The organism is Glycomyces sp. NRRL B-16210 (genome assembly GCF_000719515.1).
Classification (GTDB): domain Bacteria; phylum Actinomycetota; class Actinomycetes; order Mycobacteriales; family Micromonosporaceae; genus Glycomyces.
The window spans coordinates 288290-311257 of sequence record NZ_JOGR01000006.1; the positions used below are offsets into that span (position 1 = coordinate 288290).

25 protein-coding genes are annotated in these 22968 nt (G+C 70.5%); 20 read left to right on the top strand and 5 right to left on the bottom strand.

Annotated features, from left to right (window positions below; translation table 11 throughout):
* The first annotated feature begins 1 nt into the window (after position 1).
* The 18 genes from IF12_RS0110255 (at position 2) to atpD (ending at position 16885) form a co-directional block, all read left to right on the top strand.
* Positions 2 to 1312, top strand: a complete 1311-nt coding sequence (locus IF12_RS0110255; protein ID WP_030157642.1) for a homoserine dehydrogenase — start codon at positions 2 to 4, stop codon at positions 1310 to 1312.
* A gap of 9 nt (positions 1313 to 1321) precedes the next feature.
* On the top strand, positions 1322 to 2398 hold the full coding sequence (gene thrC, locus IF12_RS0110260) for a threonine synthase (protein ID WP_030157644.1): 1077 nt from the start codon (positions 1322 to 1324) through the stop codon (positions 2396 to 2398).
* 48 nt (positions 2399 to 2446) lie between these two features.
* Entirely contained in the window at positions 2447 to 3346 is a 900-nt protein-coding gene (gene thrB / locus IF12_RS0110265) for a homoserine kinase (RefSeq protein WP_081913459.1), read from the top strand.
* Positions 3347 to 3911: 565 nt separating this feature from the next.
* Positions 3912 to 5912 carry a transcription termination factor Rho gene (rho, locus tag IF12_RS0110270; protein ID WP_030157648.1) on the top strand — a complete coding sequence of 667 codons (2001 nt, stop codon included), beginning with the start codon at positions 3912 to 3914 and terminating at the stop codon, positions 5910 to 5912.
* Positions 5913 to 6070: 158 nt separating this feature from the next.
* Entirely contained in the window at positions 6071 to 6301 is a 231-nt protein-coding gene (gene rpmE, locus IF12_RS0110275; RefSeq protein ID WP_030157650.1) for a 50S ribosomal protein L31, read from the top strand.
* Positions 6302 to 6388: 87 nt separating this feature from the next.
* Positions 6389 to 7474, top strand: coding sequence for a peptide chain release factor 1 (gene prfA / locus IF12_RS0110280; protein WP_030157652.1), 1086 nt, complete (start codon positions 6389 to 6391; stop codon positions 7472 to 7474).
* Positions 7471 to 8301 carry a peptide chain release factor N(5)-glutamine methyltransferase gene (prmC, locus tag IF12_RS0110285; RefSeq protein WP_051704218.1) on the top strand — a complete coding sequence of 277 codons (831 nt, stop codon included), beginning with the start codon at positions 7471 to 7473 and terminating at the stop codon, positions 8299 to 8301. Before prfA ends, prmC begins: the two co-directional genes overlap by 4 nt.
* Positions 8302 to 8306: 5 nt before the next feature.
* The gene (locus IF12_RS0110290; protein WP_081913460.1) at positions 8307 to 9041 is read left to right on the top strand and encodes an L-threonylcarbamoyladenylate synthase; all 735 of its coding nucleotides are present in this window, start codon (positions 8307 to 8309) and stop codon (positions 9039 to 9041) included.
* Positions 9038 to 9589, top strand: coding sequence for a hypothetical protein (locus IF12_RS0110295; protein WP_030157659.1), 552 nt, complete (start codon positions 9038 to 9040; stop codon positions 9587 to 9589). Before IF12_RS0110290 ends, IF12_RS0110295 begins: the two co-directional genes overlap by 4 nt.
* Positions 9586 to 9987, top strand: coding sequence for a hypothetical protein (locus IF12_RS0110300; RefSeq protein WP_030157661.1), 402 nt, complete (start codon positions 9586 to 9588; stop codon positions 9985 to 9987). The genes IF12_RS0110295 and IF12_RS0110300 overlap by 4 nt, the downstream gene beginning before the upstream one ends.
* 121 nt (positions 9988 to 10108) lie before the next feature.
* Positions 10109 to 10327, top strand: a complete 219-nt coding sequence (locus IF12_RS24890) for an AtpZ/AtpI family protein (RefSeq protein ID WP_030157663.1) — start codon at positions 10109 to 10111, stop codon at positions 10325 to 10327.
* Between the two features lie 49 nt (positions 10328 to 10376).
* Positions 10377 to 11174, top strand: a complete 798-nt coding sequence (gene atpB, locus IF12_RS0110310; RefSeq protein WP_030157664.1) for a F0F1 ATP synthase subunit A — start codon at positions 10377 to 10379, stop codon at positions 11172 to 11174.
* A gap of 82 nt (positions 11175 to 11256) precedes the next feature.
* Complete coding sequence (locus tag IF12_RS0110315; RefSeq protein ID WP_030157667.1) at positions 11257 to 11463, top strand: ATP synthase subunit C; 207 nt, start codon at positions 11257 to 11259, stop codon at positions 11461 to 11463.
* A gap of 18 nt (positions 11464 to 11481) precedes the next feature.
* Entirely contained in the window at positions 11482 to 12024 is a 543-nt protein-coding gene (locus IF12_RS0110320) for a F0F1 ATP synthase subunit B (protein WP_030157669.1), read from the top strand.
* On the top strand, positions 12024 to 12845 hold the full coding sequence (locus IF12_RS0110325) for a F0F1 ATP synthase subunit delta (protein ID WP_030157671.1): 822 nt from the start codon (positions 12024 to 12026) through the stop codon (positions 12843 to 12845). Before IF12_RS0110320 ends, IF12_RS0110325 begins: the two co-directional genes overlap by 1 nt.
* A gap of 34 nt (positions 12846 to 12879) precedes the next feature.
* Positions 12880 to 14514, top strand: a complete 1635-nt coding sequence (gene atpA / locus IF12_RS0110330) for a F0F1 ATP synthase subunit alpha (RefSeq protein ID WP_030157673.1) — start codon at positions 12880 to 12882, stop codon at positions 14512 to 14514.
* 2 nt (positions 14515 to 14516) lie between these two features.
* Complete coding sequence (locus IF12_RS0110335; RefSeq protein ID WP_030157674.1) at positions 14517 to 15455, top strand: F0F1 ATP synthase subunit gamma; 939 nt, start codon at positions 14517 to 14519, stop codon at positions 15453 to 15455.
* 2 nt (positions 15456 to 15457) lie between these two features.
* The gene (gene atpD, locus IF12_RS0110340) at positions 15458 to 16885 is read left to right on the top strand and encodes a F0F1 ATP synthase subunit beta (protein ID WP_030157676.1); all 1428 of its coding nucleotides are present in this window, start codon (positions 15458 to 15460) and stop codon (positions 16883 to 16885) included.
* Positions 16886 to 16953: 68 nt separating this feature from the next.
* Here atpD and IF12_RS24015 read toward each other — a convergent pair whose 3' ends face one another.
* Complete coding sequence (locus tag IF12_RS24015) at positions 16954 to 17442, bottom strand: hypothetical protein (protein ID WP_133884223.1); 489 nt, start codon at positions 17440 to 17442, stop codon at positions 16954 to 16956.
* 112 nt (positions 17443 to 17554) lie between these two features.
* Between IF12_RS24015 and IF12_RS0110350 the strand changes: the two genes are divergently transcribed.
* Positions 17555 to 18253, top strand: coding sequence for a response regulator transcription factor (locus tag IF12_RS0110350; protein WP_030157680.1), 699 nt, complete (start codon positions 17555 to 17557; stop codon positions 18251 to 18253).
* A complete protein-coding gene (locus tag IF12_RS0110355; RefSeq protein ID WP_030157682.1) occupies positions 18250 to 19509 on the top strand; it encodes a HAMP domain-containing sensor histidine kinase in 1260 nt (419 codons plus the stop codon). The genes IF12_RS0110350 and IF12_RS0110355 overlap by 4 nt, the downstream gene beginning before the upstream one ends.
* Here IF12_RS0110355 and IF12_RS0110360 read toward each other — a convergent pair.
* From IF12_RS0110360 to IF12_RS0110375, 4 genes are all read right to left on the bottom strand, one after another.
* Positions 19490 to 20263 carry a polyphosphate polymerase domain-containing protein gene (locus IF12_RS0110360; RefSeq protein WP_030157684.1) on the bottom strand — a complete coding sequence of 258 codons (774 nt, stop codon included), beginning with the start codon at positions 20261 to 20263 and terminating at the stop codon, positions 19490 to 19492. The two genes, IF12_RS0110355 and IF12_RS0110360, sit on opposite strands and share 20 nt — an antisense overlap.
* Positions 20260 to 20859, bottom strand: coding sequence for a DUF4956 domain-containing protein (locus IF12_RS0110365; RefSeq protein ID WP_030157687.1), 600 nt, complete (start codon positions 20857 to 20859; stop codon positions 20260 to 20262). Before IF12_RS0110365 ends, IF12_RS0110360 begins: the two co-directional genes overlap by 4 nt.
* Before the next feature lie 141 nt (positions 20860 to 21000).
* Positions 21001 to 21906 carry a glycosyltransferase family 2 protein gene (locus tag IF12_RS0110370; protein WP_030157689.1) on the bottom strand — a complete coding sequence of 302 codons (906 nt, stop codon included), beginning with the start codon at positions 21904 to 21906 and terminating at the stop codon, positions 21001 to 21003.
* Positions 21899 to 22915: a sulfotransferase gene (locus IF12_RS0110375; RefSeq protein WP_231492492.1), complete on the bottom strand. Its 1017-nt coding sequence runs from the start codon at positions 22913 to 22915 to the stop codon at positions 21899 to 21901. Before IF12_RS0110375 ends, IF12_RS0110370 begins: the two co-directional genes overlap by 8 nt.
* Between the last annotated feature and the right edge of the window lie 53 nt (positions 22916 to 22968).

A 22968-nucleotide genomic window follows, 5' to 3' on the forward strand; every position in this document is an offset into this window, starting at 1 on the left:
GATGAAACTCGCGCTACTCGGATGCGGCACCGTCGGCAGTGAAGTCGTGCGCCTCATGCGAACGCGCGGGGAGGAGCTGGCCGCCCGGGTGGGCGAGCCGGTCGAGATCGTCGGGATCGCCGTCCGCCGCATCGACCGCGACCGCTCGCACCTGCCGGTGGACCGCTCCATGTTCACCACAGACGCGCTCGGCCTGGTCAAGCGCGACGACGTGGACATCGTCGTGGAGGTCGCCGGCGGCATCGAGCCGGCCCGCACCTGGATCACCACCGCCCTCGGCCAGGGCAAGTCCGTGGTCACCGCGAACAAGGCCCTGCTCGCCGAGGACGGCCCGACCCTGGCCGCCGCCGCGAAGTCCGGCGGCGCGGACCTGTACTACGAGGCCGCCGCGGCCGCCGCGATCCCGCTCATGCGCCCGCTGCGCGAGTCGCTCCACGGCGACACGATCAACCGCGTGCTCGGCATCGTCAACGGCACCACCAACTACATCCTCAGCAAGATGACGCAGACCGGCGCCTCCTTCGAGGAGGCCCTCGCCGAGGCCACCGAACTCGGCTACGCAGAGGCCGACCCGAGCGCCGACGTCGACAACTTCGACGCCGCCGCCAAGGCCGCGCTCATCGCCTCGCTCGCCTTCCACACCCACGTGAACCTCGAGGACGTCCACCGCGAGGGCCTGCGCCCCGGCAACGCCTCCACCGGCGAGTCGACCAGGGGCGTCTCGGCCGCCGACATCGCCTCGGCCGCCGCCGAGGGCCGCGTGGTCAAGCCGCTGTGCATCGCCACCCGCGAGGCCGACGGCGTGTCCGTGCGCGTCCACCCGGCCATGATCCCGGCCTCCCATCCGCTCGCGAACGTCAACGGCGCCTACAACGCCGTGTTCGTCGAGGCGGAGTCGGCCGGGCGGCTCATGTTCTACGGAGCGGGAGCCGGCGGCACCGAGACCGCCTCGGCGGTGCTCGGCGATATCGTGGCCGTGGCGCGCAACAAGCGCGGCGGGATCACCGCCTTCCCGCCCGAGGCCGCCTACCAGGACCTGCCGGTGAAACCCATCGGCGAGGCCCGCACCCGCTACCACGTCAGCCTCGACGTCGTCGACGAGCCCGGCGTGCTCGCCCGCGTGGCGGCCACCTTCGCCCACCACGGCGTCAGCCTCGCCACCGTCCACCAGTCCGGCCGCAGCGACGACGCCCAGCTCGTGGTCGTCACCCACACGGCCGCCGACAAGCAGTTGTCGGACACCGTCGAGGAACTGTCGCGACTGACGTCGGTGCACCAGGTCACCTCCGTCATGCGCGTCGAAGGAGAGTAGGACGCCGCCATGCCCGCCAACGCCCGCCCGACGCGCCCCGGATGGCGCGGCCTCATCGAGGAGTTCCGCGACCGCCTGCCGGTCTCGGACGCCACTCCCGTCGTCACCCTCCAGGAGGGCGGCACCCCCCTGCTGCCCGCGCCGACGCTCTCGGCCCGGACCGGCTGCGACGTCTACCTCAAGGTCGAGGGCCTCAACCCGACCGGCTCGTTCAAGGACCGCGGCATGACCATGGCCGTGTCCAAGGCCGTCGAGGACGGCTCCAAAGCCGTCATCTGCGCCTCCACCGGCAACACCTCGGCCTCGGCCGCCGCCTACGCCGCGCGCGCGGGGATCACCTGCGCCGTGCTCGTGCCCGCCGGGAAGATCGCCCTCGGCAAGCTCGCCCAGGCGCTCGTCCACGGCGCCAAGCTCATCCAGCTCGAAGGGAACTTCGACGACTGCCTCATGGTCGCCGACAAGCTCTCGCAGGACTACCCGGTGACGCTGGTCAACCACCTGAACGTCAACCGCATCCTGGGGCAGAAGACCGCCGCGTACGAGATCGTGTCCGTCCTCGGCGACGCCCCGGACGTGCACTGCCTGCCGGTCGGCAACGCCGGCAACATCACCGCCTACTGGCTCGGCTACAACGAGGACTTCGCGGCGGGCGCGGCCGGGAAGCTGCCGCGGATGCTCGGCGTCCAGGCCGCGGGCGCCGCGCCGATCGTCAACGGCAGGGTCGTGGAGCACCCGCAGACCATCGCCACGGCGATCCGCATCGGCAACCCGGCCTCGTGGACGAAGGCGCTCGACGCCGAGAAGGAGTCCGGCGGCAAGATCATCGCCGCGACCGACCGCGAGATCCACGCCGCCTACATGCTGCTCGCCCGCAGCGAAGGCGTCTTCGTCGAACTCGCCTCCGCCGCCTCGGTCGCGGGCCTGCTCAAGCAGGCCGAGGCCGGCTGGGTCGAGAAGGGGCAGACGATCGTGTGCACCGTGACCGGCAACGGCCTCAAGGACCCCGACTGGGCCGTCTCCACCGCCCCGCAGCCGCAGACCCTCCCGGTCGACGTGCTCAAGACCGCCGCCGCGCTGGGCCTGTGATGGGCACCGGAGCGCACGGCGCCGACCAGCCTCGGAAGGGCCGCTGACTTGGGCGCCTTCAGGACCGGCCCGCGCGCCACCGTGCGCGTGCCCGCCACCTCCGCCAACCTCGGGCCCGGCTTCGACTCGCTCGGCCTCGCCCTCGACCTGTGCGACGAGGTCACCGCCGAGACCACCAGCGGCACCGCCGTCACCGTCGAGGTCGAAGGCGAGGGGGCCGGCACCGTCGCCGCCGACGAGCGCCACCTCGTGGCCTCCTCGATGCTGCGCACCTTCAAGCACCTCGACCTCGCGCCTCCGGGCCTGCGGCTCAAGTGCCGCAACCGGATCCCGCACGCGAGGGGCCTCGGCTCCTCCTCCGCGGCGATCGTCGCCGGCGTCATGCTCGCCGACGCCCTCGCCGGCGCGAGCCTGACCCGCTCGGAGAAACTCGTCATAGCCGGCGAGATCGAAGGGCATCCGGACAATGTGGCCCCCTGCCTCCTCGGCGGCTTCACCATCGCGTACTCCACTGCGGACGGTGCGAGGGCCCTCAGCCTCGACCCCTCGCCGCGCGTCCACCCGTGGGTCTTCGTGCCCCGGACCCGGGGCCTGACCGCGGTCGCCCGCACGGCCCTGCCCGAGCGGGTCCCGCACGCCGACGCGGTGTTCAATCTCTCCCGATCCGCGCTGCTGGTCGCCGCGATCTCGCGCCAGCCCTCGCGGCTGTTCGAGGCCACCGACGACCGCCTCCACCAGGGATATCGCGCCGAGGGAATGCCCGAGAGCGCGGAGCTGTTGGAACGGTTGCGCGCCGTCGGCATCGCCGCGGCCATCTCGGGCGCGGGCCCTTCGGTCCTCGCCCTCGCGGTGGACGACGCGCCGGTACCCGAAGCCCCCGGCTTCGCGGCACTGCGCCTGGACGTCGCCGAAGGCGCCGCTCAGGTCGCGACCTCCCCGAACGAGTGATCCTCGGGTCCGTTGTTGTCAATGGGAAGAGTGCGCTACTATTCCAGTTAGACGACCACCCGGTGTCGTGACTGCTCGAAGCCTTGCTTATGCTTGTAGTCACAACTGCTGCGGCGCATCCAGCGCACGCCTGATCTCTTGTTTGGGTCATCACCCTCAACCATGGATTTGTGACTTTGCATAGCTCCAGCGTGGCATGGCACGGTTTCGACCAAGGAACAGTCGCTGTCCGCTTGTGGCACCGAGCTTCCGCTCGGGGAACGCAAAGGCGAGGATCGCATTCAGCACAGATCGCCATCACGTGTCTCATCGTGCACGATCATTCATCGCGAACCGTCCAGTCGCAGGCCCAGAGGCTGTCATCACGATCAGGACCGTCTGCTCAGCGGACAGCCCAGGGGTGTTGCACCCAGTGCCAACCGTCGTCTTCCAACCGCCGCGGCCATCTGGCCCAAGGCGGCCGAGGCGATGGCGGGACACCGACCAGAACATCGGCATTGCGGCTATTTGAAAGACGCGGAAACTCCTCGAATTCACTTCGAAGTTCCGCCAGGGAAGGAATCCATTGAGCGACACCACCGGCACGACGTCGGACCGGATGAGCGATGCGGCGCCTGCTTCGGGTGAACTCCCCGAGGCCAAGAAGCGCCGCCGGGCAGGAACCGGTCTGGCCTCCATGCTGATGCCCGAGCTCCAGCAGATGGCCCAATCGCTCGGCATCACCGGCGTTGGCCGGATGCGCAAGAGCGAGCTGATCGCCGCCATCCAGGAACGGCAGGATGCGGGCTCGCAGCCCGGCGGTGCCAGCGCAGAACGGGAGGCCCCGCCAGTGCCTGACTCTGAACACACACCGATCGTCGAAGCGCCGATCGCCGAGGTCCAGTCGACCACAGTCGACTCGGGCCAGGGCGACAACGGCGACGGCGGCGGCTCCGAGAGCGCCGAAGCCAAGGGCGGCAGCGCCGCCCGCCGGGCCACCCGCCCGGCCGGCCCGCCGCAGCCGCGTCGTCGCCAGGACCAGTTCTCGTCCCGCGAGGGCTCCGAGAACGAGCGCCGCTCCGAATCCGCCGAGTCCGAGGGGCAGGGCTCCGCCCACGCCGTCGAGTCCGATGAGGACCGTCCGCAGCGCCGTCGCCGCAACCGCGGCGAGAACGGCCGTGACGGCAACGGCCGCGACAACCGCGACGGCAACGGCCGCGGCGACAACCGCGGCGAGCGCTCGGAGCAGTCCGAGTCCCGCGGCGACAACCGCGCCGAACGCCAGAGCGACGACGGCTACGACGACCGCGGCCAGCAGGGCGACGGCGACGGACGCCGCCGCAAGCGCCGCGACCGCTCCGACCGACGCCGCAGCGGCGGCGGACGCGAGGAGACCGAGCGCGGCGGCGGGGGCGGCAACGCCCAGAACGACGAGCAGCTCGTGCCCGTCGCGGGGATCCTCGACATCCTCGACAACTACGCGTTCATCCGCACCACCGGCTACCTCGCCGGCCCCGACGACGTCTACGTCTCGATGTCGCAGGTCCGCAAGTACCGGCTGCGCCGCGGCGACGCCATCACCGGCGCCGTCAAGCCCACGCGCACCGAGGAGCCCGGCGGCCAGAACAACGGCAAGCAGCGCCGCGAGAAGTACAACCCGCTCGTGCGCCTCGACACCGTCAACGGGATGAACCCCGAGGACGCCAAGAAGCGCGACGAGTTCTACCGGCTCACGCCGCTGTACCCGCAGGAGCGCCTGCGGCTGGAGACCGAGCCGAACGCGCTGACCACGCGGGTGATAGACCTCGTGGCCCCGATCGGCAAGGGCCAGCGGGCCCTCATCGTCTCCCCGCCCAAGGCGGGCAAGACGATGGTGCTCCAGGCGGTCGCCAACGCGATCACCACGAACAACCCCGAGTGCCACCTCATGGTGGTCCTCGCGGACGAGCGGCCCGAAGAGGTCACCGACATGCAGCGCTCGGTCAAGGGCGAGGTCATCGCCTCGACCTTCGACCGCCCGCCGTCGGACCACACCACCGTCGCCGAACTCGCGATCGAGCGCGCCAAGCGCCTGGTCGAACTCGGCCACGACGTGGTCGTGCTGCTCGACTCGATCACCCGCCTGGGCCGCGCGTATAACAACTCGTCGCCCGCCTCCGGTCGCATCCTGTCCGGCGGCATCGACTCGACCGCGCTCTACCCGCCCAAGCGGTTCCTGGGCGCGGCGCGCAACATCGAGCACGGCGGCTCGCTGACCATCATCGCCACCGCGCTGGTCGAGACCGGCTCGATGGGCGACACGGTGATCTTCGAGGAGTTCAAGGGCACCGGCAACGCCGAGCTCAAGCTCGACCGCAAGATCGCCGAGAAGCGCACCTACCCGGCGATCGACGTGCACCAGTCGAGCACCCGCAAGGACGAGCTCATGATGAGCACCGAGGAGCAGGCGGTCATGCTCAAGCTCCGCCGGGTCCTGTCCTCGCTGGAGCCGCAGCAGGCCATCGATCTGTTGATCGACCGGCTCAAGAAGACGCAGACGAACGCCGAGTTCCTCATGTCGATCGTCAAGAGCACTCCTGGCGAGTAGCCGCCGAGCGCGAGGCCGCTCTGTCTGAGAGCGGCCTCACGCCTTAATATTGATGCCGGTGCGCAGGTCGCGCACCCACCATGTGCCCAGACGGGCCCGATGCGGTTCCGGTTCACGGCTACGCGTAGCCGACCCGGCGACCCGGAGAAAGGGAAGTCATGAAAGACGGGATCCACCCTGAGTACGTCGTCACCGAGGTGACCTGTTCCTGCGGGAACGCCTTCACCACCCGTTCGACGGTGACCAGTGGCAAGATCCAGGCTGCGACCTGCAACAAGTGCCACCCGTTCTACACCGGCAAGCAGCGCATCCTCGACACCGGCGGTCGCGTGGCCAAGTTCAAGGCCCGCTACGCCAAGACCCAGGAGAAGGCTCAGGCCGGCAAGTAGTATTTTTCCGCAGCGCTCGTGTCACCGACACGGGCGCTGCGTTTTTTCTTCCGCTCGTCCAGGCAGTGCTCTCCTTAAGGAACCGACATGACGACCGCCGCCGACAACCGCCTCGCCTCCCTGATCGCCGAGTACCGGGACCTCGAGGTCCAGATGGGCGACCCGGCGCTCCACGCCGACCAGGCCCAGGCCCGGCGGGTCGGCCGCCGCTACGCCGAACTCTCCCCGATCGCGAAGACCGCCGCCGACATCGACTCGGCCAAGGACGACCTGGAGACGGCCGAGGAGCTCGCCAAGGAGGACGCGGAGTTCGCCGAGGAGGCCGAGCGCCTCCGAAAGCGCATCCCCGAACTGGAGGAGAAGCTCGCCGAGCTGCTCGTCCCGCGCGACCCCGACGACGCCAAGGACGTGATCATCGAGATCAAGGCCGGCGCCGGCGGCGAGGAGTCCGGCCTGTTCGCCGGGGACCTCATGCGCATGTACCTGCGCTACTTCGAGCACCAGGGCTGGGCGGTCGAGACGCTCGAGATGGTGCCCACCGACCTCGGCGGCATCAAGGACTCCTCGATCGCGGTGCGCACCAAGGGCGCTCCCGAGGGCGGCAACGGCGTGTGGTCGCGCATGAAGTTCGAGGGCGGGGTCCACCGCGTGCAGCGGGTGCCCGTGACCGAGTCCCAAGGGCGCGTGCACACCTCCGCGGCCGCCGTCGTCGTCATGCCCGAGGCCGAAGAGGTCGACTTCGAGCTGAACATGAACGACGTCCGCGTCGACGTGTACCGCTCCTCGGGCCCCGGCGGCCAGTCGGTCAACACCACCGACTCGGCCGTGCGCCTCACCCACGTGCCCACCGGCGTGGTCGTCACCAGCCAGAACGAGAAGAGCCAGCTCCAGAACAAGGAGGCGGCCATCCGCGTCCTGCGCGCCCGCCTGCTCGCCAAGCAGCAGGAGGAGGCCGCGGCCGCCGCCGGGGCCGCCCGCCTGCTCCAGGTGCGCACCGCCGACCGCTCCGAGCGCATCCGCACCTACAACTTCCCGCAGAACCGCCTCACCGACCACCGCGTGGGCTTCACCGCCTACAACCTCGACCAGGTCATGGACGGCGCGCTCGACGAGGTCCTCGACGCCCTCGCCGCGGCCGACCGCGCCGAGCGCATGGCCCGCGGCTCCGAATGACCGACGACTGGCGGTTCCTGATCGAGTCCGCGACGAAGCTCCTGGGGCAGCGCGGCATCGACTCCCCGCGCGTCGACGCCGAACTCCTGGCCGCCCACGTGGCCGGCATCCCGCGGACCCGGCTCCTCATCGCCGACGACCCGACCTCCGAACAGGGCACCGAGTACATGCGCCTGGTCGCCGAGCGCTCGTGGCGCAAACCGCTCCAGCACCTGACCGGGGCGGCCCCGTTCCGCTACGGCGAACTCGAGGTCGGGCCCGGCGTCTTCGTGCCCCGGCCCGAGACCGAGCTCCTCGTCGACTGGGCCCTGGAACACCTGCCGCGCGGCGGGCTCGTCGTCGACGCCTGCTCGGGCTCGGGGGCCATCGCCCACGCGATCGCGACCGAGCGCCCCGACAGCCGGGTGTGGGCGGTCGAGTCCGACCCTGACGCCTTCGAGTGGACCCGCAGGAACCTCCACGGCACCGGCGCCATCGCCGTCCTCGCCGACGCCACCGCGGCCTCGACGCTCAACGAGTTCGACGGGACCGTCGACCTCGTCGTCGCGAACCCGCCGTACGTGCCCTTCGACATGGAGGTCGCCCCCGAGGTCAGCTTCGACCCCTCCGGGGCCGTCTACGCCGCCGAAGCCGGGCTCGCGGTCATCCAGCCGCTCGCCGTCCGCGCCGCCCGCTGGCTCAGGCCCGGCGGCTGGTTCGGCTTCGAGCACGACGACACCCACCGCAAGGCCGCCCCCGAGATCCTGCGCGTCAGCGGGTTCACCGAGGCGGCGGACCACGACGACCTGGCGGGCCGCCCGAGGTTCGCCACAGGAAGGCTAGGCTAGGCGCCGTGAGGCTGTTCAATTGCAGGAAGATCAAGGACCGCGCCACCGGGCTGAAGTCCGCCGCCCGGGCCGTGTCCGGAGGCCGGCTCGTCGTGCTGCCGACCGACACCGTCTACGGGCTCGGGTGCGACGCGTTCAACCACGCCGCCGTCAAGGCGCTCCTGGCCGCCAAGGGCCGCGGGCGCGACATGGCCCCGCCGGTGCTCATCGGCTCCAAACGGGCCCTCGACGGCATCGCCTCGGACATCCCCGACTCCGCCAAGGAGCTCACCGAGGCCTTCTGGCCCGGACCGCTCACCGTCGTCGTGCCCTTCACGCCGTCGCTGACCTGGGACCTGGGCGACACCGACGGCACGGTCGCGGTGCGGATGCCGCTGCACCCGCTCGCGCTCGAACTGCTCAAGGAGACCGGCCCGATGGCCGTCTCCTCGGCCAACAAGCACGGCCTGCCGCCGGCGGAGACCGCCGCCGCGGCCAAGGAGCAGCTGGGCACCGACGTCTCGGTCTACCTCGAAGCCGGGCCCTCCGAGGACAACCTGCCCTCGACCATCGTCGACTGCGTCGCGCACCCGCCGCAGGTCCTGCGCGAGGGCGCCCTGAGCCTGGAGCAGATCCGCAAGATCGTGCCCGACACCCTCGACCGCGACGGCTACGGCCCCGGCGAGCGCCCCGAAGAGCAAGAACCCGAAGCCGGCGAACCCGAAGCGGACCCCGAGGCCTCCGAGGAGACCCCGGCTTGAGCGCGCCGTTCTCGGTCCTGCACGTGTGCACCGGCAACATCTGCCGCTCGCCCATGTCCGAACGCATCCTCGACGGGCTCACCGGCGAGGACGTGTACAACCACGGCGCGGGCATCTCGGCCTTCCACGAGGGCGAGAACATGCAGCCGAACTCGATGGACGAACTCGAGTCGCGCGGCTACGAGTTCCAGGGCCACCGGGCCCGCCGGCTCGTGCGCGCCCACGTCGAGTCCAGCGACCTCGTCCTCGTCGCGACCACCGGGCACCTCGAATACATCGCCGAGCGCTTCCCCGAGGCGGTCGGCAGGACCTTCCTGGTGCGCAGTCTCGGCCGCGCCGCCGCCGACCTCCTCGCCGACCTCCCCCCGGGCGACACCGCCACGCGCGGCAAGGCCCTCGTGGCCGCGGCCGACGAGCGCCGCGGCGACTACGACGCGATCAACCTCTCCGACCCCTGGGGGATGAGCCGCGCGGTCTACGGCAGCATCGCCGACCAGCTCGAAGACGCCCTCAAACCCGTCGCCGCCGTGCTGGAGGCCGAGCTGTGAGCCGCTCGAAGGGCTTCCTGAAGCCGTGCTTCGCCGTCGCCGGGATCGCGGCGGCGCTGGCCGCCGTCCTCGGCGGGATCTTCGCGGGGGGGACCGGCGCATGGGCCGCTCCGACAGGAGTAGCGTTGGTCGCCTTGGGCTTCGCGGGATCGGTCTGGGCGGTCGCGGCTGCCGAGAAAATTGACCTGCGTCTCACTCTCGTTATGGCATTGGTCACGTACGCCGTTAAATTGATGATCGTCTTCGCGGCCCTCGCCGCGGTCAAGTCGCATGCGCCCGAAGCATTGACGCCCTTCGCCTACGGCATCATCGGCGGCGCCCTCGCCTGGCTCGGCACCCAGGCAGTCTGGGCCTACAAGGCGAAGATCCCGTACATCGAATTGAGCGACCGCGCCTGAACGCGATGCGCCGCATGACACACCGTCCGCCATTGCGGTTGACAAAGGCGCGTGGACGACGCTCACCTCTGCGAACCCACCGGGCAGTTCCTGTGTAGTAGCTGTTAGAGTTCAGCTCGACATGGCCGACAATCACCCCCCTGATGGCAAGCCCCAGCCGGACGGCTCGGAAACGGGCTGGCGTGCGCTGGGGTATCTCATGTCCGGGATCATCGTCTGGGGCGGTCTCGGATATCTCGTCGACCTGTGGCTCGGACTGCCCAAAGTCGGGCTCCTGGTAGGGATGCTTGTCGGTGCTGCAGCAGGAATGTACCTGCTGATCAAGCAGATGTCGCCGTAAATTTGACCGACACTGACTGAGAGGCGTGGCTCGCGTGACCGACTCAGCCATGGTGCTGGCCGAAGGGGACCTCCACTTCCCGCCCGGCATTGAGAGCTTCAATTTCCGGGACTGGTTCACGGGCCTGAGCGAGACCGGTCTCGCCAACGTCTTCACGACCCTCACCTTCGCGGTGTGGCTCTCCGTGGCCGTCATCATCGTCTTCTTCCTGTGGGCCTACCGCAAGCCGCAGATCGTCCCCACCAAGCGGCAGTGGCTCGCCGAGTCCGCCTACGGATTCATCCGCAACTCGGTCTCCGTCGACCTGCTCGGCAAGAAGGCCGGCGTGCGCTTCGCCCCGTACTTCGCGACGCTGTTCCTGTTCATCCTGGTCACGAACATGTGGGCGATCGTCCCGGGCATCCAGATCTCCCCGAACTCCCACATCGGCTTCCCGCTGGTGCTGGGCCTGATGTCGTGGGTCATCTACGTGTACGTCGGCGTCAAGAAGCACGGCTTCCTCGGCTACCTGCGAGCGACGTGCATCCCGGCGGGCACCCCGGTGTTCATCTACCCGGTCGTGATCCCCATCGAGTTCCTTCAGAACCTGATCCTGCGCCCCGTGACGCTGGCGCTGCGGCTGTTCGCGAACATGTTCGCCGGCCACCTCATCCTGCTGGTCTTCTTCCTCGGCGGCTTCCAGCTGCTCAACTCGGAGAACATCTTCATCCAGAGCATGTCGGTCTTCTCGTTCGCGATGGGCATCGCCATCACCGCGTTCGAGCTCATCGTCATCGTGCTCCAGGCGTACGTGTTCACCCTGCTGACGGCCATGTACGTCCAAAGCTCGCTCGCCGACGAACACTGATCGGACCACCCCCGCAGATTTCAAACTGAACACCAACGTGGCGTGATGGACACGCCACGCTGACACCTAGGAGAAAAACGCCATGGAAGGCTCTCTCAACGTCGTCGGTTACGGCATTGCTGCACTCGGCCCCGGTCTCGGTGTCGCCCTGATCTTCGCCGCGTGGATCACCTCCACCGCCCGGCAGCCTGAGTCCGCCGGCATCACCCGCCCGATGCTGTTCATGGGCTTCGCCCTGGTCGAGGTGCTGGCCCTGTTCGGCCTCGTCCTCGCCTTCGCCCTCTCTTAATCGACCTCTGGAGCGATCATGATTCAAGCCGCCGAGGGGGGCACGGCGATCCTCTTCCCGATCTGGCAAGAGATGGTCGTCGGTGCCGTCGCCTTCGGTCTGCTGCTCTTCGTGCTCATGAAGTTCGTCTTCCCCCGTATGGAGAAGACCTTCGAAGCACGAGTGGACGCGATCGAAGGAGGCATCGAGCGCGCTGAACGGGCCCAGGAAGAGGCCAATCAGACGCTCGAGGAGTACCGCCGCAAGCTCGCCACCGCGCAGGAGGAGGCCGCCGCGATCCGCGACGAGGCCCGCGCCGACGCAGTGGCCGCCAAGGAGGAGATCCTCGTCTCCGCCCGTGAAGAGGCCAACCGCATCATCGCGGCCGGCCACTCGCAGATCGAGGCCTCCCGCCAGCAGCTCGTCCGCGAACTGCGCGGCGAGGTCGGCAACCTGGCAGTGGACCTGGCCGGCAAGATCATCGGCCAGCGCCTCGCCGGAGACGCCGACACGACCGCGACCGTGGACCAGTTCTTGGCCCAGATCGCGGACGAGACCGCAGAGACGAGCGGAGCGCGCTGATGTCGACGACCGGACGCGAAAGCATCGAGGCCGGCCGCGCCGTGCTGGAGGCCTCGGCCTCCGCGGGGTCGGCCGAGCAGCTCACCGAGTGCGGCGTCGAGCTGCTGGAAGTGACGCGGTTCCTCGTCGACCAGCCTCGGCTGCGTCGCGCCCTGTCCGACCCCGCCCGTGCGGCGGACGACCGGGAGGGGCTGGTCCGCCGGCTCATCGCAGGACAAGTCGGCGCGACCGCCGCCGATGTGGTGGCCGCGCTGGTGCGGGGCCGCTGGGGCAGCCCTTCCGAACTGGTCGGCGGCACCGAGCAGCTCGCCGTCAAGGCGCTGCTGCTCGCCGTCGCGAAGGACGGCACCCTGGCGAACGTCGAGGACCAGTTGTTCCGCTTCGGTCGACTGGTCGACGGCGACCCCGAGCTGGCCTCGGCCCTCGGCGCCTCGGGCACCGACCCGAACGCCAGGGCCGCGCTGGTCGAGCGACTGCTCGACGGCAAGGCCGAGCCGGCGACGGTGACGCTCGCGGCCGCCGCGTGCTTCGGCATCGGCGGGCGCAGCTTCCACGCCTCCCTGTCCCACCTGGTCGAGGCCGCCGCCGCGGCCCGCGACGAGGCCGTGGCCTACGTGACCGTGGCGAGCCCGCTCGACGAGTCCGGCGAGCGCCAGCTCGCCGCCAAGCTGTCGCTCGTCTACGGCCGCCCGGTGACGCTCAAGGTCACCGTCGACCCCGCGATCGTCGGGGGCATCCGGGTGCAAGTCGACTCGGACCTGTGGGACGGCACCGTCTCGCGCCGCCTCGACGAAGCCCGCCAAGCCTTGGCCGGACGTTGATCCTGCCGGTAATTACAGAAAGGGAAACGCCCAGATGGCTGAATTGACCATCTCCTCAGACGAGATCCGTAGCGCGCTGGACGCCTACGTCTCGTCCTACCGGCCGGAGATCACCCGCGAAGAGGTCGGTACCGTCACGAGCGCCGGCGACGGCATCGCCGTCGTGGAGGGCCTGCCCTCCGTCATGGCCAACGAGCTCCTGGAGTTCGAAGGCGGCGTGATGGGCCTGGCCCTGAACCTCGACATCCGCGAGATCGGCGCCGTCCTCCTGGGCGACCCGGTCAAGGTCGGCGAGGGCCAGACCGTCAAGCGGACCGGCAAGGTCCTCTCCGTGCCGGTCGGCGACAAGTTCCTGGGCCGCGTCGTCGACGCCCTGGGCAACCCCATCGACGACCTCGGCGAGATCGAGGCCGAGGGCGAGCGCGAGCTGGAGGCCCAGGCCCCCAACGTCGTCAGCCGCCAGTCGGTGTTCGAGCCGGTCGAGACCGGCATCAAGGCCGTCGACTCGATGACCCCCATCGGGCGCGGCCAGCGCCAGCTGATCATCGGCGACCGCAAGACCGGCAAGACGCAGGTCGCGATCGACACGATCATCAACCAGCGGGCGAACTGGGAGTCCGGCGACCCGAACAAGCAGCTGCGCTGCATCTACGTCGCGGTCGGCCAGAAGGGCTCGACGGTCGCCGGCATCAAGGGCATGCTCGAGGCGCACGGCGCGATGGAGTACACGACCATCGTCGCGGCGAACGCGGACGAGCCGGCGGGTCTGAAGTACCTGGCGCCCTACACCGGTTCGGCCATCGGGCAGCATTGGATGTACGGCGGCAAGCACGTCCTCATCGTCTTCGACGACCTCTCGAAGCAGGCCGAGGCCTACCGGACCGTGTCGCTGCTGCTGCGCCGTCCCCCGGGCCGCGAGGCCTTCCCCGGTGACGTCTTCTACCTCCACTCGCGGCTGCTCGAGCGCTGCGCGAAGCTCTCGGAGGAGCTGGGCGGCGGTTCGATGACGGGTCTGCCGATCATCGAGACCAAGGCCGGCGACATCTCGCAGTTCATCCCGACCAACGTCATCTCGATCACCGACGGGCAGGTCTACCTCGAAGAGGGCCTGTTCAACTCGGGTGTGCGCCCGGCGATCAACGTCGGCACCTCCGTCTCCCGTGTGGGCGGCGCCGCGCAGACCAAGGGCATGCGCTCGGTCGCGGGCTCGCTGCGTCTGGACCTGGCCCAGTACCGCGACCTGGAGGCCTTCGCGGCCTTCGCGTCCGACCTGGACGCCGCGTCGAAGGCGCAGCTGGACCGCGGTCTGCGGATGGTCGAACTGCTCAAGCAGGGTGTGGCCGAGCCGCTCCCGATGGGCGAGGAGACCATCTCGATCTGGGCCGGCACCGCCGGCGAGCTCGACGACATCCCCGTCGGCGAGATCCGCCGCTTCGAGGTCGAGTTCCTCAGCTACATGAGGGCCAACCACAAGGACGTCGTCGCCCAGCTCACCGCGGGCAAGGACAAGGTCGCCGGCGACATCGAGGACTCCCTCAAGCGCGCCATCGCCAAGTTCAAGCAGATGTTCAAGGCCACTGCCGACGACCTGAACGTGACCGACGCCGCCGAAGACGCCCTCGAGGGCGACGTCGACGTCGAGACCGTCAAGCGCGTCAAGAGGGGTTAGCCATGTCAGCGCAGCTTCGTACCTTGCGCAAGCGGCTGAAGTCGACCCAGTCCATCCGGAAGATCACCAAGGCGCAGGAACTGGTCGCGACCAGCCGCATCGCCAAGGCGCAGGAGCGGGTGGCGGCTTCGCTGCCGTACTCGCGTGCCATGACGGGTGTCATGACCTCCCTGGCCTCGAACGCGTCGATCAACCACCCGCTGCTCCAGCCGCGGGCGCAGGTCCGGCGCGCCGGGGTCCTGGTGATCACGGCGGACAAGGGGATGTGCGGCGGCTACAACGCCAACGCCATCCGCACGGCCGAGCAGTTGATCTCCCGCCTCGCCGAGGAGGGCAAGGTCCCGGTCCTGTACGTCGCCGGCCGCAAGGGCGTCGAGTACTACCGGTTCCGCTCCAGGGAGATCGAGCGGTCCTGGACCGGCTTCTCCCAGCAGCCGAAGGTGACCGACGCGCAGGAGATCACCCGGACGCTGCTCGCGGCGTTCATGTCCGGCGCCGACGACGAGGGCGACGACGCGGGAGCGGACGGTATCCTCGGTATCGACGAACTGCACATCGTCCACACCAGGTTCGTCTCGCTGCTGACGCAGACCCCCGAGCCGCGGCAACTGGCTCCCCTCGAAGTCGAAGAGGTGGAGGAGAGCGAGCTCGAAGAGCACGTGCTGCTCCCGGACTACGAGTTCGAGCCGAACCCGGAGGCGCTGCTCGACGCGCTGCTGCCGAAGTATCTGACGACGCGCATCTACGCGTCGTTGATCGACGCGGCGGCGAGCGAGTTGGCGGCCAAGCGCCGGGCCATGAAGGCGGCCACGGACAATGCCGATGAAATGATCAAGACCCTGCGGCGGAGCGCGAACGCGGCGCGGCAGGCGGCGATCACGCAGGAGATCAGCGAAATCGTGGGTGGGGCCAGTGCCCTTTCCGCCGCAGGAAGAGAGTAACGATGACTGACACTCAAGGAGTGGGGCGCGTCGTACGGGTCATCGGGCCGGTCGTCGACGTCGAATTCCCTCGAAACGCCATCCCGGCGATCTTCAACGCGCTGCATGTTGACGTGACCTACACCGGCGAGGCGAAGACGCTGACCCTGGAAGTGGCCCAGCACCTGGGCGACAACCAGATCCGCGGCATCTGCATGGCCCCGACCGACGGCCTGGTCCGCGGTACCGAGGTCCGCGACACCGGCGGGCAGATCAAGGTCCCGGTCGGCGACGGCATCAAGGGGAAGGTCTTCAACGTCCTCGGCGAGTGCCTCAACCTCGCCGAAGGCGAGGAGCTGGAAGCCGACGACCACTGGGAGATCCACCGCCACGCCCCGGCGTTCGCGCAGCTGGAGCCGAAGACCGAGATGCTGGAGACCGGCATCAAGGCGATCGACCTGCTCGCGCCGTACGTCAAGGGCGGCAAGATCGGCCTGTTCGGCGGCGCCGGCGTGGGCAAGACGGTGCTCATCCAGGAGATGATCATCCGCGTGGCCCAGAACTTCGGCGGCTCCTCGGTGTTCGCCGGCGTCGGCGAGCGCACCCGTGAGGGCAACGACCTCATCGCCGAGATGGACGAGGCGGGCGTGCTGGAGAAGACCTCGCTGGTCTACGGCCAGATGGACGAGCCGCCGGGGGTGCGCCTCCGCGTCGCCCTGTCGGCCCTGACGATGGCCGAGTACTTCCGCGACGTCAAGAACCAGGAGGTGCTGCTCTTCATCGACAACATCTTCCGGTTCACGCAGGCCGGTTCGGAGACCTCCGCGCTGCTGGGCCGCATGCCATCGGCCGTGGGCTACCAGCCGACCCTCGCCGACGAGATGGGCGAGCTCCAGGAGCGGATCACCTCGCTGCGCGGCAAGGCCATCACCTCGATGCAGGCCGTGTACGTCCCCGCGGACGACTACACCGACCCGGCGCCGTTCACCGCGTTCACGCACCTCGACGCGACGACGAACCTGGAGCGGAAGATCTCCGACAAGGGCATCTACCCCGCGATCGACCCGCTGGCCTCGAACTCCCGCATTCTGGAGCCCGAGGTCGTCGGCGCCGAGCACTACGCGGTCGCCTCCCAGGTGAAGCAGATCCTCCAGAAGTACAACGAGCTTCAGGACATCATCGCGATCCTCGGCATGGACGAGCTCTCGGAGGAGGACAAGCTCGTGGTGGGCCGCGCCCGCCGCATCGAGCGCTTCCTGTCGCAGAACACGTTCGCGGCGAAGCAGTTCACCGGTGTCGAGGGCTCGTTCGTCCCCGTCAAAGAGACCGTCGAGGCCTTCAAGAAGATCGCCGAAGGGGAGTACGACCACTTCCCCGAGCAGGCCTTCTTCATGTGCGGCGGCCTGGACGACCTCCACAAGAACGAAGAGGAGCTCCGCAAGAAGGGCTGACCCTCCTGCGGCTCCGAACGGAAGCGGCCCCGAAACCCATGGTTTCGGGGCCGCTTCCGTCGTTTCTCCTAGTCGTCCTCGGAGCCGAGCTGCGGGGCGCCGTCGACGCACACGACCGAGTACTCCCGCTCGTCGTCGGCCTCGTTCTCGAACTCGATCTCGGCGTCCCGGGACGGCCCGGTCTCCACGTCGCTCACATGCCAGCCCTGCGCGGGCGCCCACCACACGATGCTCACGAGCGAGCCCTCGCAACTGGCCAGGAAGGTGCCGCCGTCGCCGCCGAAGACCTGCTCGCCGGTCCCGGCGCTCGCGCTCGGGGACGCCTCCCGCGAACCGCTCGGCTCTGCCGAGGCGCTCTCCGGCGGCGCCTCGCTCGCCACCTCCTCCGGCGTCGCCGACTCGGCCTCCGCCAGCGCTGCCAGCACGTCGTCGTCCGACATCGGCTCGGTCGGCGGGTGGAGGCTCCCGCCCTGCGCGAGTGCCACCGCCCCGATCCCGGCCGCCACCGCCACCGCGGCGGCGCCCGCCCACCCGGCCACTACCCATCTCCTGTGCATGACACCAGCGTGCCCGGCCCGAGGTTAAGACCGCGATAAGGCGGCTCTAAGCCTCGGTCCGTCACGCCCGCGAGGGTGGATGCGGCGCCGCCCGCCGCATAGGCTTCCGGCCATGGCCCAACTGCTGCTGATCGAGGACGACGAGCGCGTCCGCTCCGCCCTGCTGCGGTCCCTGCGCGACCTCGACCACCAGGTCGCCTCCGCGCCCGACGCGATGACCGGCCTGCGCGCGGCCATCGACCACCGCCCCGACCTGGTCGTCCTCGACCTCGGCCTGCCCGACCTCGACGGGTCGCAGATGCTCCGGATGCTCCGGGGCGTCTCGGACGTGCCGGTGATCGTGGCGACCGCCCGCGACGACGAGGACGAGATCGTCCGCGTCCTCGGCAGCGGCGCCGACGACTACGTGGTCAAGCCGTTCACCGCCAAGCAGCTCGACGCCCGCATCCAGGCCGTGCTGCGCCGCGCCGGGGCCGCGCGCGCCGCGGACGACGCCGCGGTCACCGTCGGGCCGCTGCGGATCGACCTGCGCGGGCGCGCCGCCCACCTCGACGGGCGCGCGCTCGAACTGAGCCCCAAGGAGTTCGACCTGCTGCACCATCTCGCCTCCCGCGCCGGCGAGGTCGTCTCCAAGCGCCAGATCCTCACCGAGGTGTGGGACCTGCCCTTCGGCGGCGCGGACAAGACCGTCGACGTCCACCTCGCGTGGCTGCGGCGCAAGCTCGGCGAGACCGCGCAGTCCCCGCGGTTCCTCCACACCGTGCGCGGCGTCGGCGTCAAACTCGTCGACCCGACCGAGGAGGGTCGATGAGGGCCCGGCTGACGCTCCTGGTCGGCGCGACCGCGGCCCTCATCCTGCTGGCCTTCTCGATCCCCATGGCGATCCTGCTGCGCAACAGCGCCGCCCAGGAGGCCATCGCGGCGGCCGAACAGGAAGGCCAACTGCTCACCCCGATCGTCAGCTCCGGCGACGTCGCCCGGACCGAGACGGCCGTGCAGACCCTCAACGCCTCCACCGACTACCCGGTCACCGTGTTCTGGCCCGACGGCACGCTCACCGGCGTCGAAGCGCCCCGCTCCGACGCGGTGGCGCTCGCCGCCCACGGCCGGTCCCTGACCGCCGCGACCACCGACGGCCGCGAGATCCTCTACGGGATCGGCCTGCCCGAAGGCACCGCCGTGATCCGCGTCCACCTGCCCGACAGCGCCCTCACCGCCGGCGTCGCCCGCTCCTGGCTCCTGCTCGGCGCGATCGCCGTGGCGCTCCTCGCGTTCGGGCTGCTCCTGGCGGCCCGCTTCGCCCGGCTCCTGCTGGTGCCCCTGCACGACCTGGCCGCCGTCTCGCACCGCCTCGCGGGCGGCGACCTGGAGGCGCGGGCCGCCGCCACCGGCCCGGCCGAGCTGCGCAACGTCGGCACCGCGCTCAACACGCTCGCCGGGCGCATCAGGGAGCTCCTCGAAGGCGAACGCGAACGCGTCGCCGACCTCTCGCACCGCCTGCGCACCCCGCTGACCGTGCTGCGCCTGGAGACCGAGGCCCTGTCGGACCCGGCCGAACGCGCCACCGTGGAGCAGGCCGTCGCCGACGTCGAAAGGGCCGTCAACGAGGCCATCCGCGACGCCCGCAAACCCGCCTCGTCCGGCGCCTGCGACGCGTCCGCCGTCGTGGCCGAACGCGTCGAGTTCTGGTCGGCCCTGGCCGAGGACACCGCCCGCGAATGCCGGGTGCGGCTGGCCCCCGGCCCGCTGCCGGTGCGACTGTCGGCCGCCGAGCTCGCCGCCGCCATGGACGCGCTGCTCGCCAACGTCTTCGCGCACACCCCCGACGGCACCGCGTTCGAAGTCCGCCTCAGCCCGCGCTACGAAGGCGGGGCCGTCGTGGACGTCGCCGACGAGGGCCCCGGCCTGCCGAACCTGGCCGTGTTCGACCGCGGCCGCAGCGAAGGCGGCTCGACCGGGCTCGGGCTCGACATCGCCCGCCGCGCCGCGGCCGCCTCGGGCGGCCGGCTCACCTTCGGCACCGGCGGGCACGGGTCCGGCGCGCTCATCAGGCTCGAACTGGGCTGACGGGCCCGAAGCACTCGCGCATGGCGCGCGCCCACGGGTTCGCCCGCGCCCCCGGCTCCAGCGCCGCGACCGCCAGGCAGTACTTGCTGACCGACACCGGACGCGCCCCCATCGCCCACAGCAGCCGGTCGGCCGGGCCCCCGGGCCGGGCCGACTTCACCTCGACGAGGCACACCGGCCGGGCCACCGCGACCCCGTCCGCCGCGACGCACCGCAACTCCTCGTCGCACGTGACCCGCGTGCGACCGGCCGGGTGCACCAGCGTGTGCCGCCGGTAGTCCGTCCGCAGCCGCGGGCCCATCCCCGCCGGGACGGCCATCCCGTAGGCCTCCCAGAGGGTCCGCGCCAGGTGCGCCGCCGCGTCGGGGGCGATCCGCGCCGCGTCCGCCGCCCGGTAGGGGATCCGCTCCTTCACCGTGTCCTGCCGCGCCCCCTTGAGCTTGACCTCGAAGGCGCACTCGCCGGAGTCGGCGTAGGTGCGGGTGCGGACCTTGAACCGCAGCCGGCGGCCCTGCCGGTGCTGGCGGTACGTCAGCAGGTCCGGGGTGTCGAAGTAGACCGACTCGTAGGCGAACCAGCGCCTGCCGCCGATGTCGAGGCACGACCAGTGCCCCTCGGCCGCCAGGACCTCCCGGAACCGCCGGTACTGCTCGGGCCGCAGCAGGTACTTGGTGTCCACGCGGGTCTGGAGGTCGGCGGCGGCCACCACCGCTTCCAACCCGATCCCCGCGAAGGCCTCCAGACCGGCGCTCATCGGGTCCTCGCCAGCGGGACGGTGCGCTCGGGCGCGCGCACCGGGGCGGGCCGCGGCTGGAACCGCACGTCGACGGTCATGGTCTCGCGCACGTAGTCGGTGTCGATCACCTCGACCTTGCGCACGGTCGCGCCCAGGCGCCACTCCAGGTCCTCCTTGAGCCGCTCCTCGTCGCGGTGGACGGTGTCGAGCACGACCATGCGCTGGCGGGACCGGTTCGCCAGCTTCGGATGGTCGGCGACGTACATGGTCGCGACGAGCAGGACGCTCACCGCGATCATGACCGCCGGCTGCGAGGAGCCGATCCCGTTGACCAGCCCCAGTGCGAGCGAGGTGAAGTAGTAGCCGACGTCGCGCTGGGAGATCTGGTCGGAGCGCAGCCGCAGGATCGACAGGACCCCGAACAGCCCGAACGCGAGCCCGAGGCTCACCTGCTGGGCGAGCATGAGCGCCGAGACGGCGAAGACGCCGACGTTCAGCGCCACGTACGCGAGCGCGAGGTCGGTGCGGTGGTGGCGCCGGTAATAGATCGCGCAGGCGAGCACGGTGATCGCGAACAGGTCGACGGGCAGGGCGAGTGCGAGCGCGAGACTCAACGTGGTTCCTCCTCGGTGGGAGCGGGCCGCCGGGGGCGGGTCCGCAGGTCGTGAGGAGAACCGTAGGCGCGCCGAGGTTAAGGCGCCGATAAGCCGTGAATAAAAGGCGGACAAGCGATGAACGCGGTCTCGCCCGCCTCCTCAGATGCCGCGGCCTCTTCTGTGGAGGGCCGCCATGACCGCCGGGACGCCGACGATGCCCGCCGCCGCGGCGGCCGCCACCGCCGCCCGGGGCTCCCCGGGGTTCGCCTTCGTCGCCCGCACGGCCCACCGCAGGGCCTCCTTGCGGTCGCCGATGGCCGCGTGCCAGCACGCGATCTGGCCGTAGACGCGCGCGGCCCCCTCGGGGCTGCCGTGGATCTCCGGGTGGCGGTCGAGGATCCACCGCAGCGAGGAGATCTTGGTGTCCCAACGGGTCTCGAAGTGCGAACCGGCCCAGTTGACGAGCGCGTACGGCACGTCCACATGAGCGATCGGGCGCCTCCTGGAGGCCCGCAGGAGCATGTCCCAGTCCTCGTTCTGGCTCCCGGGAGCGTCCTCCGCGACCAGCCCCAGGCCGCCCAGGAGCGCGGTGCGGCGGAAGAGGAACGTCGAGGAGTGCAGCATCATCATCCGCGACCTGAGCAGGTCGGCGTGGCGGACCATGGTCCGCTGCGCCAGCCGCGAGTTGCGCCGCCCGCGGTAGTCCACCTCGATCGCGGCGGTGCACAGCTCGGCCTCGGTGCCCAGGGCCGCGACCTGCGCGGTGAGCTTGCCCGGGAGCCATTCGTCGTCGTCGTCGAGGAACGCGACCAGGTCGGTCTCCAAGGCGCTGATCCCGGTGTTGCGGGCGCCGGCGAGCCCGGGGGTCCGCTGGTTCTTGACCACCCGCACCGGGCGCGAGCCCTCGGCCGCGAGCGACTCCTCGGGCTTGGCCCGGTCGAAGACCACGACCACTTCGACGCGCCCGGGGTAGAACTGCGTCAGCACCGACCGCAGCGCGGCGCGGACCTGCTGGGGGCGGTCGTGGGTCGGGATCACGACGCCGACCGAAGGCCAGTCAGTCACGGGCGCTCACCTCTTCGCGAACGGGCTCGGCCGCGGCCTCCTCCTCGTCGAGGTAGCCGTAGCGGCCGAGCAGGGGCCGGGTCAGGGTCGAGACCATCCGGCGGGTCCCGTCGGGCAGGTCCTCGGTCCACGCCTCGTCGGGCCGGATCGGGATGCGCCCCACCGTGAAGCGCATCGGGTTCCCCGCCGCCGAGTGGCTGGGGCCGAGGTCGGCCCAGCCGTCGCCGAGGAAGTTCAGGTCGGACTCGACCAGGTCGAGCCCGCAGAAGCGCGCGAGCGAGGCGATCACCTTGCGCGGGCGCTGGATGATCCGCTCGTAGCGGACCCGGCGCACCGGGACGCCGCGGCGCGCCAGGAGGCTGAACGCGGCGTTCTGCGCGTTCCACAGCAGCGCGGCCTTCGCGGGGGAGTAGCGGGTCATCTGGTCGCCGGTGGGCGACTCGGGGCGGCGCACCTGCTTGGTCCACGAGTAGGCCACCCCGCGCGAGTCGCGCACGACGTGCAGGATCCGCAGGTCGATCTTGGGCGACCACCGCAGGCAGTACGCGAGCGACGCGTGCTTGGAGGAGTCGACCACGACCTGCGCGCGCGTGTCCTTCGCGGCGGCGGTGTAGATCTTCTCGAAGTACTCGGCGTACTCGGTCACGAGCTGGTGCTGGGCCGGGGCGAGCCGCTTGGACGCGAGCGCGGGGATGTGCCTGGTGCGGTCCACGGTGGCCTTGAGCGCGCCGAGCCGCTGGAGGTCCACCTCCTCCCAGGACCCGAAGGCCCGCTGCCCGATCCGCTGCCAGAACTCGCAGTGCGAGAACGTCGCCCCGCACGCGCACATCTCGTTGCCGACCAGGTCCCGCTCCCACAGGTGGGTGATCTCGCCGAGCGGGACGACCCCCGGCAACTGGCCCAACAGCCGCTCCAGGAGCGTCGTGCCGCTGCGGCCCAGTCCTCCGATGAAGACCACCTTCACGCGGTTCTCGGACCGTTCGGCCGTATCGGCGATCTTGACGCTCACTGGTTCCCTCGCTCACCCATGCACTGTCGTTGCTGCCGCCGCACCGGGGGCCG

Coding starts and splice junctions, on each gene's coding strand:
- IF12_RS0110255 (WP_030157642.1), top strand. CDS start 2: ATGAAACTCGCGCTACTCGGATGCGGCACCGTCGGCAGTGAAGTCGTG.
- thrC (WP_030157644.1), top strand. CDS start 1,322: ATGCCCGCCAACGCCCGCCCGACGCGCCCCGGATGGCGCGGCCTCATC.
- rpmE (WP_030157650.1), top strand. CDS start 6,071: ATGAAAGACGGGATCCACCCTGAGTACGTCGTCACCGAGGTGACCTGT.
- prfA (WP_030157652.1), top strand. CDS start 6,389: ATGACGACCGCCGCCGACAACCGCCTCGCCTCCCTGATCGCCGAGTAC.
- prmC (WP_051704218.1), top strand. CDS start 7,471: ATGACCGACGACTGGCGGTTCCTGATCGAGTCCGCGACGAAGCTCCTG.
- IF12_RS24890 (WP_030157663.1), top strand. CDS start 10,109: ATGGCCGACAATCACCCCCCTGATGGCAAGCCCCAGCCGGACGGCTCG.
- atpB (WP_030157664.1), top strand. CDS start 10,377: ATGGTGCTGGCCGAAGGGGACCTCCACTTCCCGCCCGGCATTGAGAGC.
- IF12_RS0110315 (WP_030157667.1), top strand. CDS start 11,257: ATGGAAGGCTCTCTCAACGTCGTCGGTTACGGCATTGCTGCACTCGGC.
- IF12_RS0110320 (WP_030157669.1), top strand. CDS start 11,482: ATGATTCAAGCCGCCGAGGGGGGCACGGCGATCCTCTTCCCGATCTGG.
- IF12_RS0110325 (WP_030157671.1), top strand. CDS start 12,024: ATGTCGACGACCGGACGCGAAAGCATCGAGGCCGGCCGCGCCGTGCTG.
- atpA (WP_030157673.1), top strand. CDS start 12,880: ATGGCTGAATTGACCATCTCCTCAGACGAGATCCGTAGCGCGCTGGAC.
- IF12_RS0110335 (WP_030157674.1), top strand. CDS start 14,517: ATGTCAGCGCAGCTTCGTACCTTGCGCAAGCGGCTGAAGTCGACCCAG.
- atpD (WP_030157676.1), top strand. CDS start 15,458: ATGACTGACACTCAAGGAGTGGGGCGCGTCGTACGGGTCATCGGGCCG.
- IF12_RS24015 (WP_133884223.1), bottom strand. CDS start 17,442: ATGCACAGGAGATGGGTAGTGGCCGGGTGGGCGGGCGCCGCCGCGGTG.
- IF12_RS0110350 (WP_030157680.1), top strand. CDS start 17,555: ATGGCCCAACTGCTGCTGATCGAGGACGACGAGCGCGTCCGCTCCGCC.
- IF12_RS0110355 (WP_030157682.1), top strand. CDS start 18,250: ATGAGGGCCCGGCTGACGCTCCTGGTCGGCGCGACCGCGGCCCTCATC.
- IF12_RS0110360 (WP_030157684.1), bottom strand. CDS start 20,263: ATGAGCGCCGGTCTGGAGGCCTTCGCGGGGATCGGGTTGGAAGCGGTG.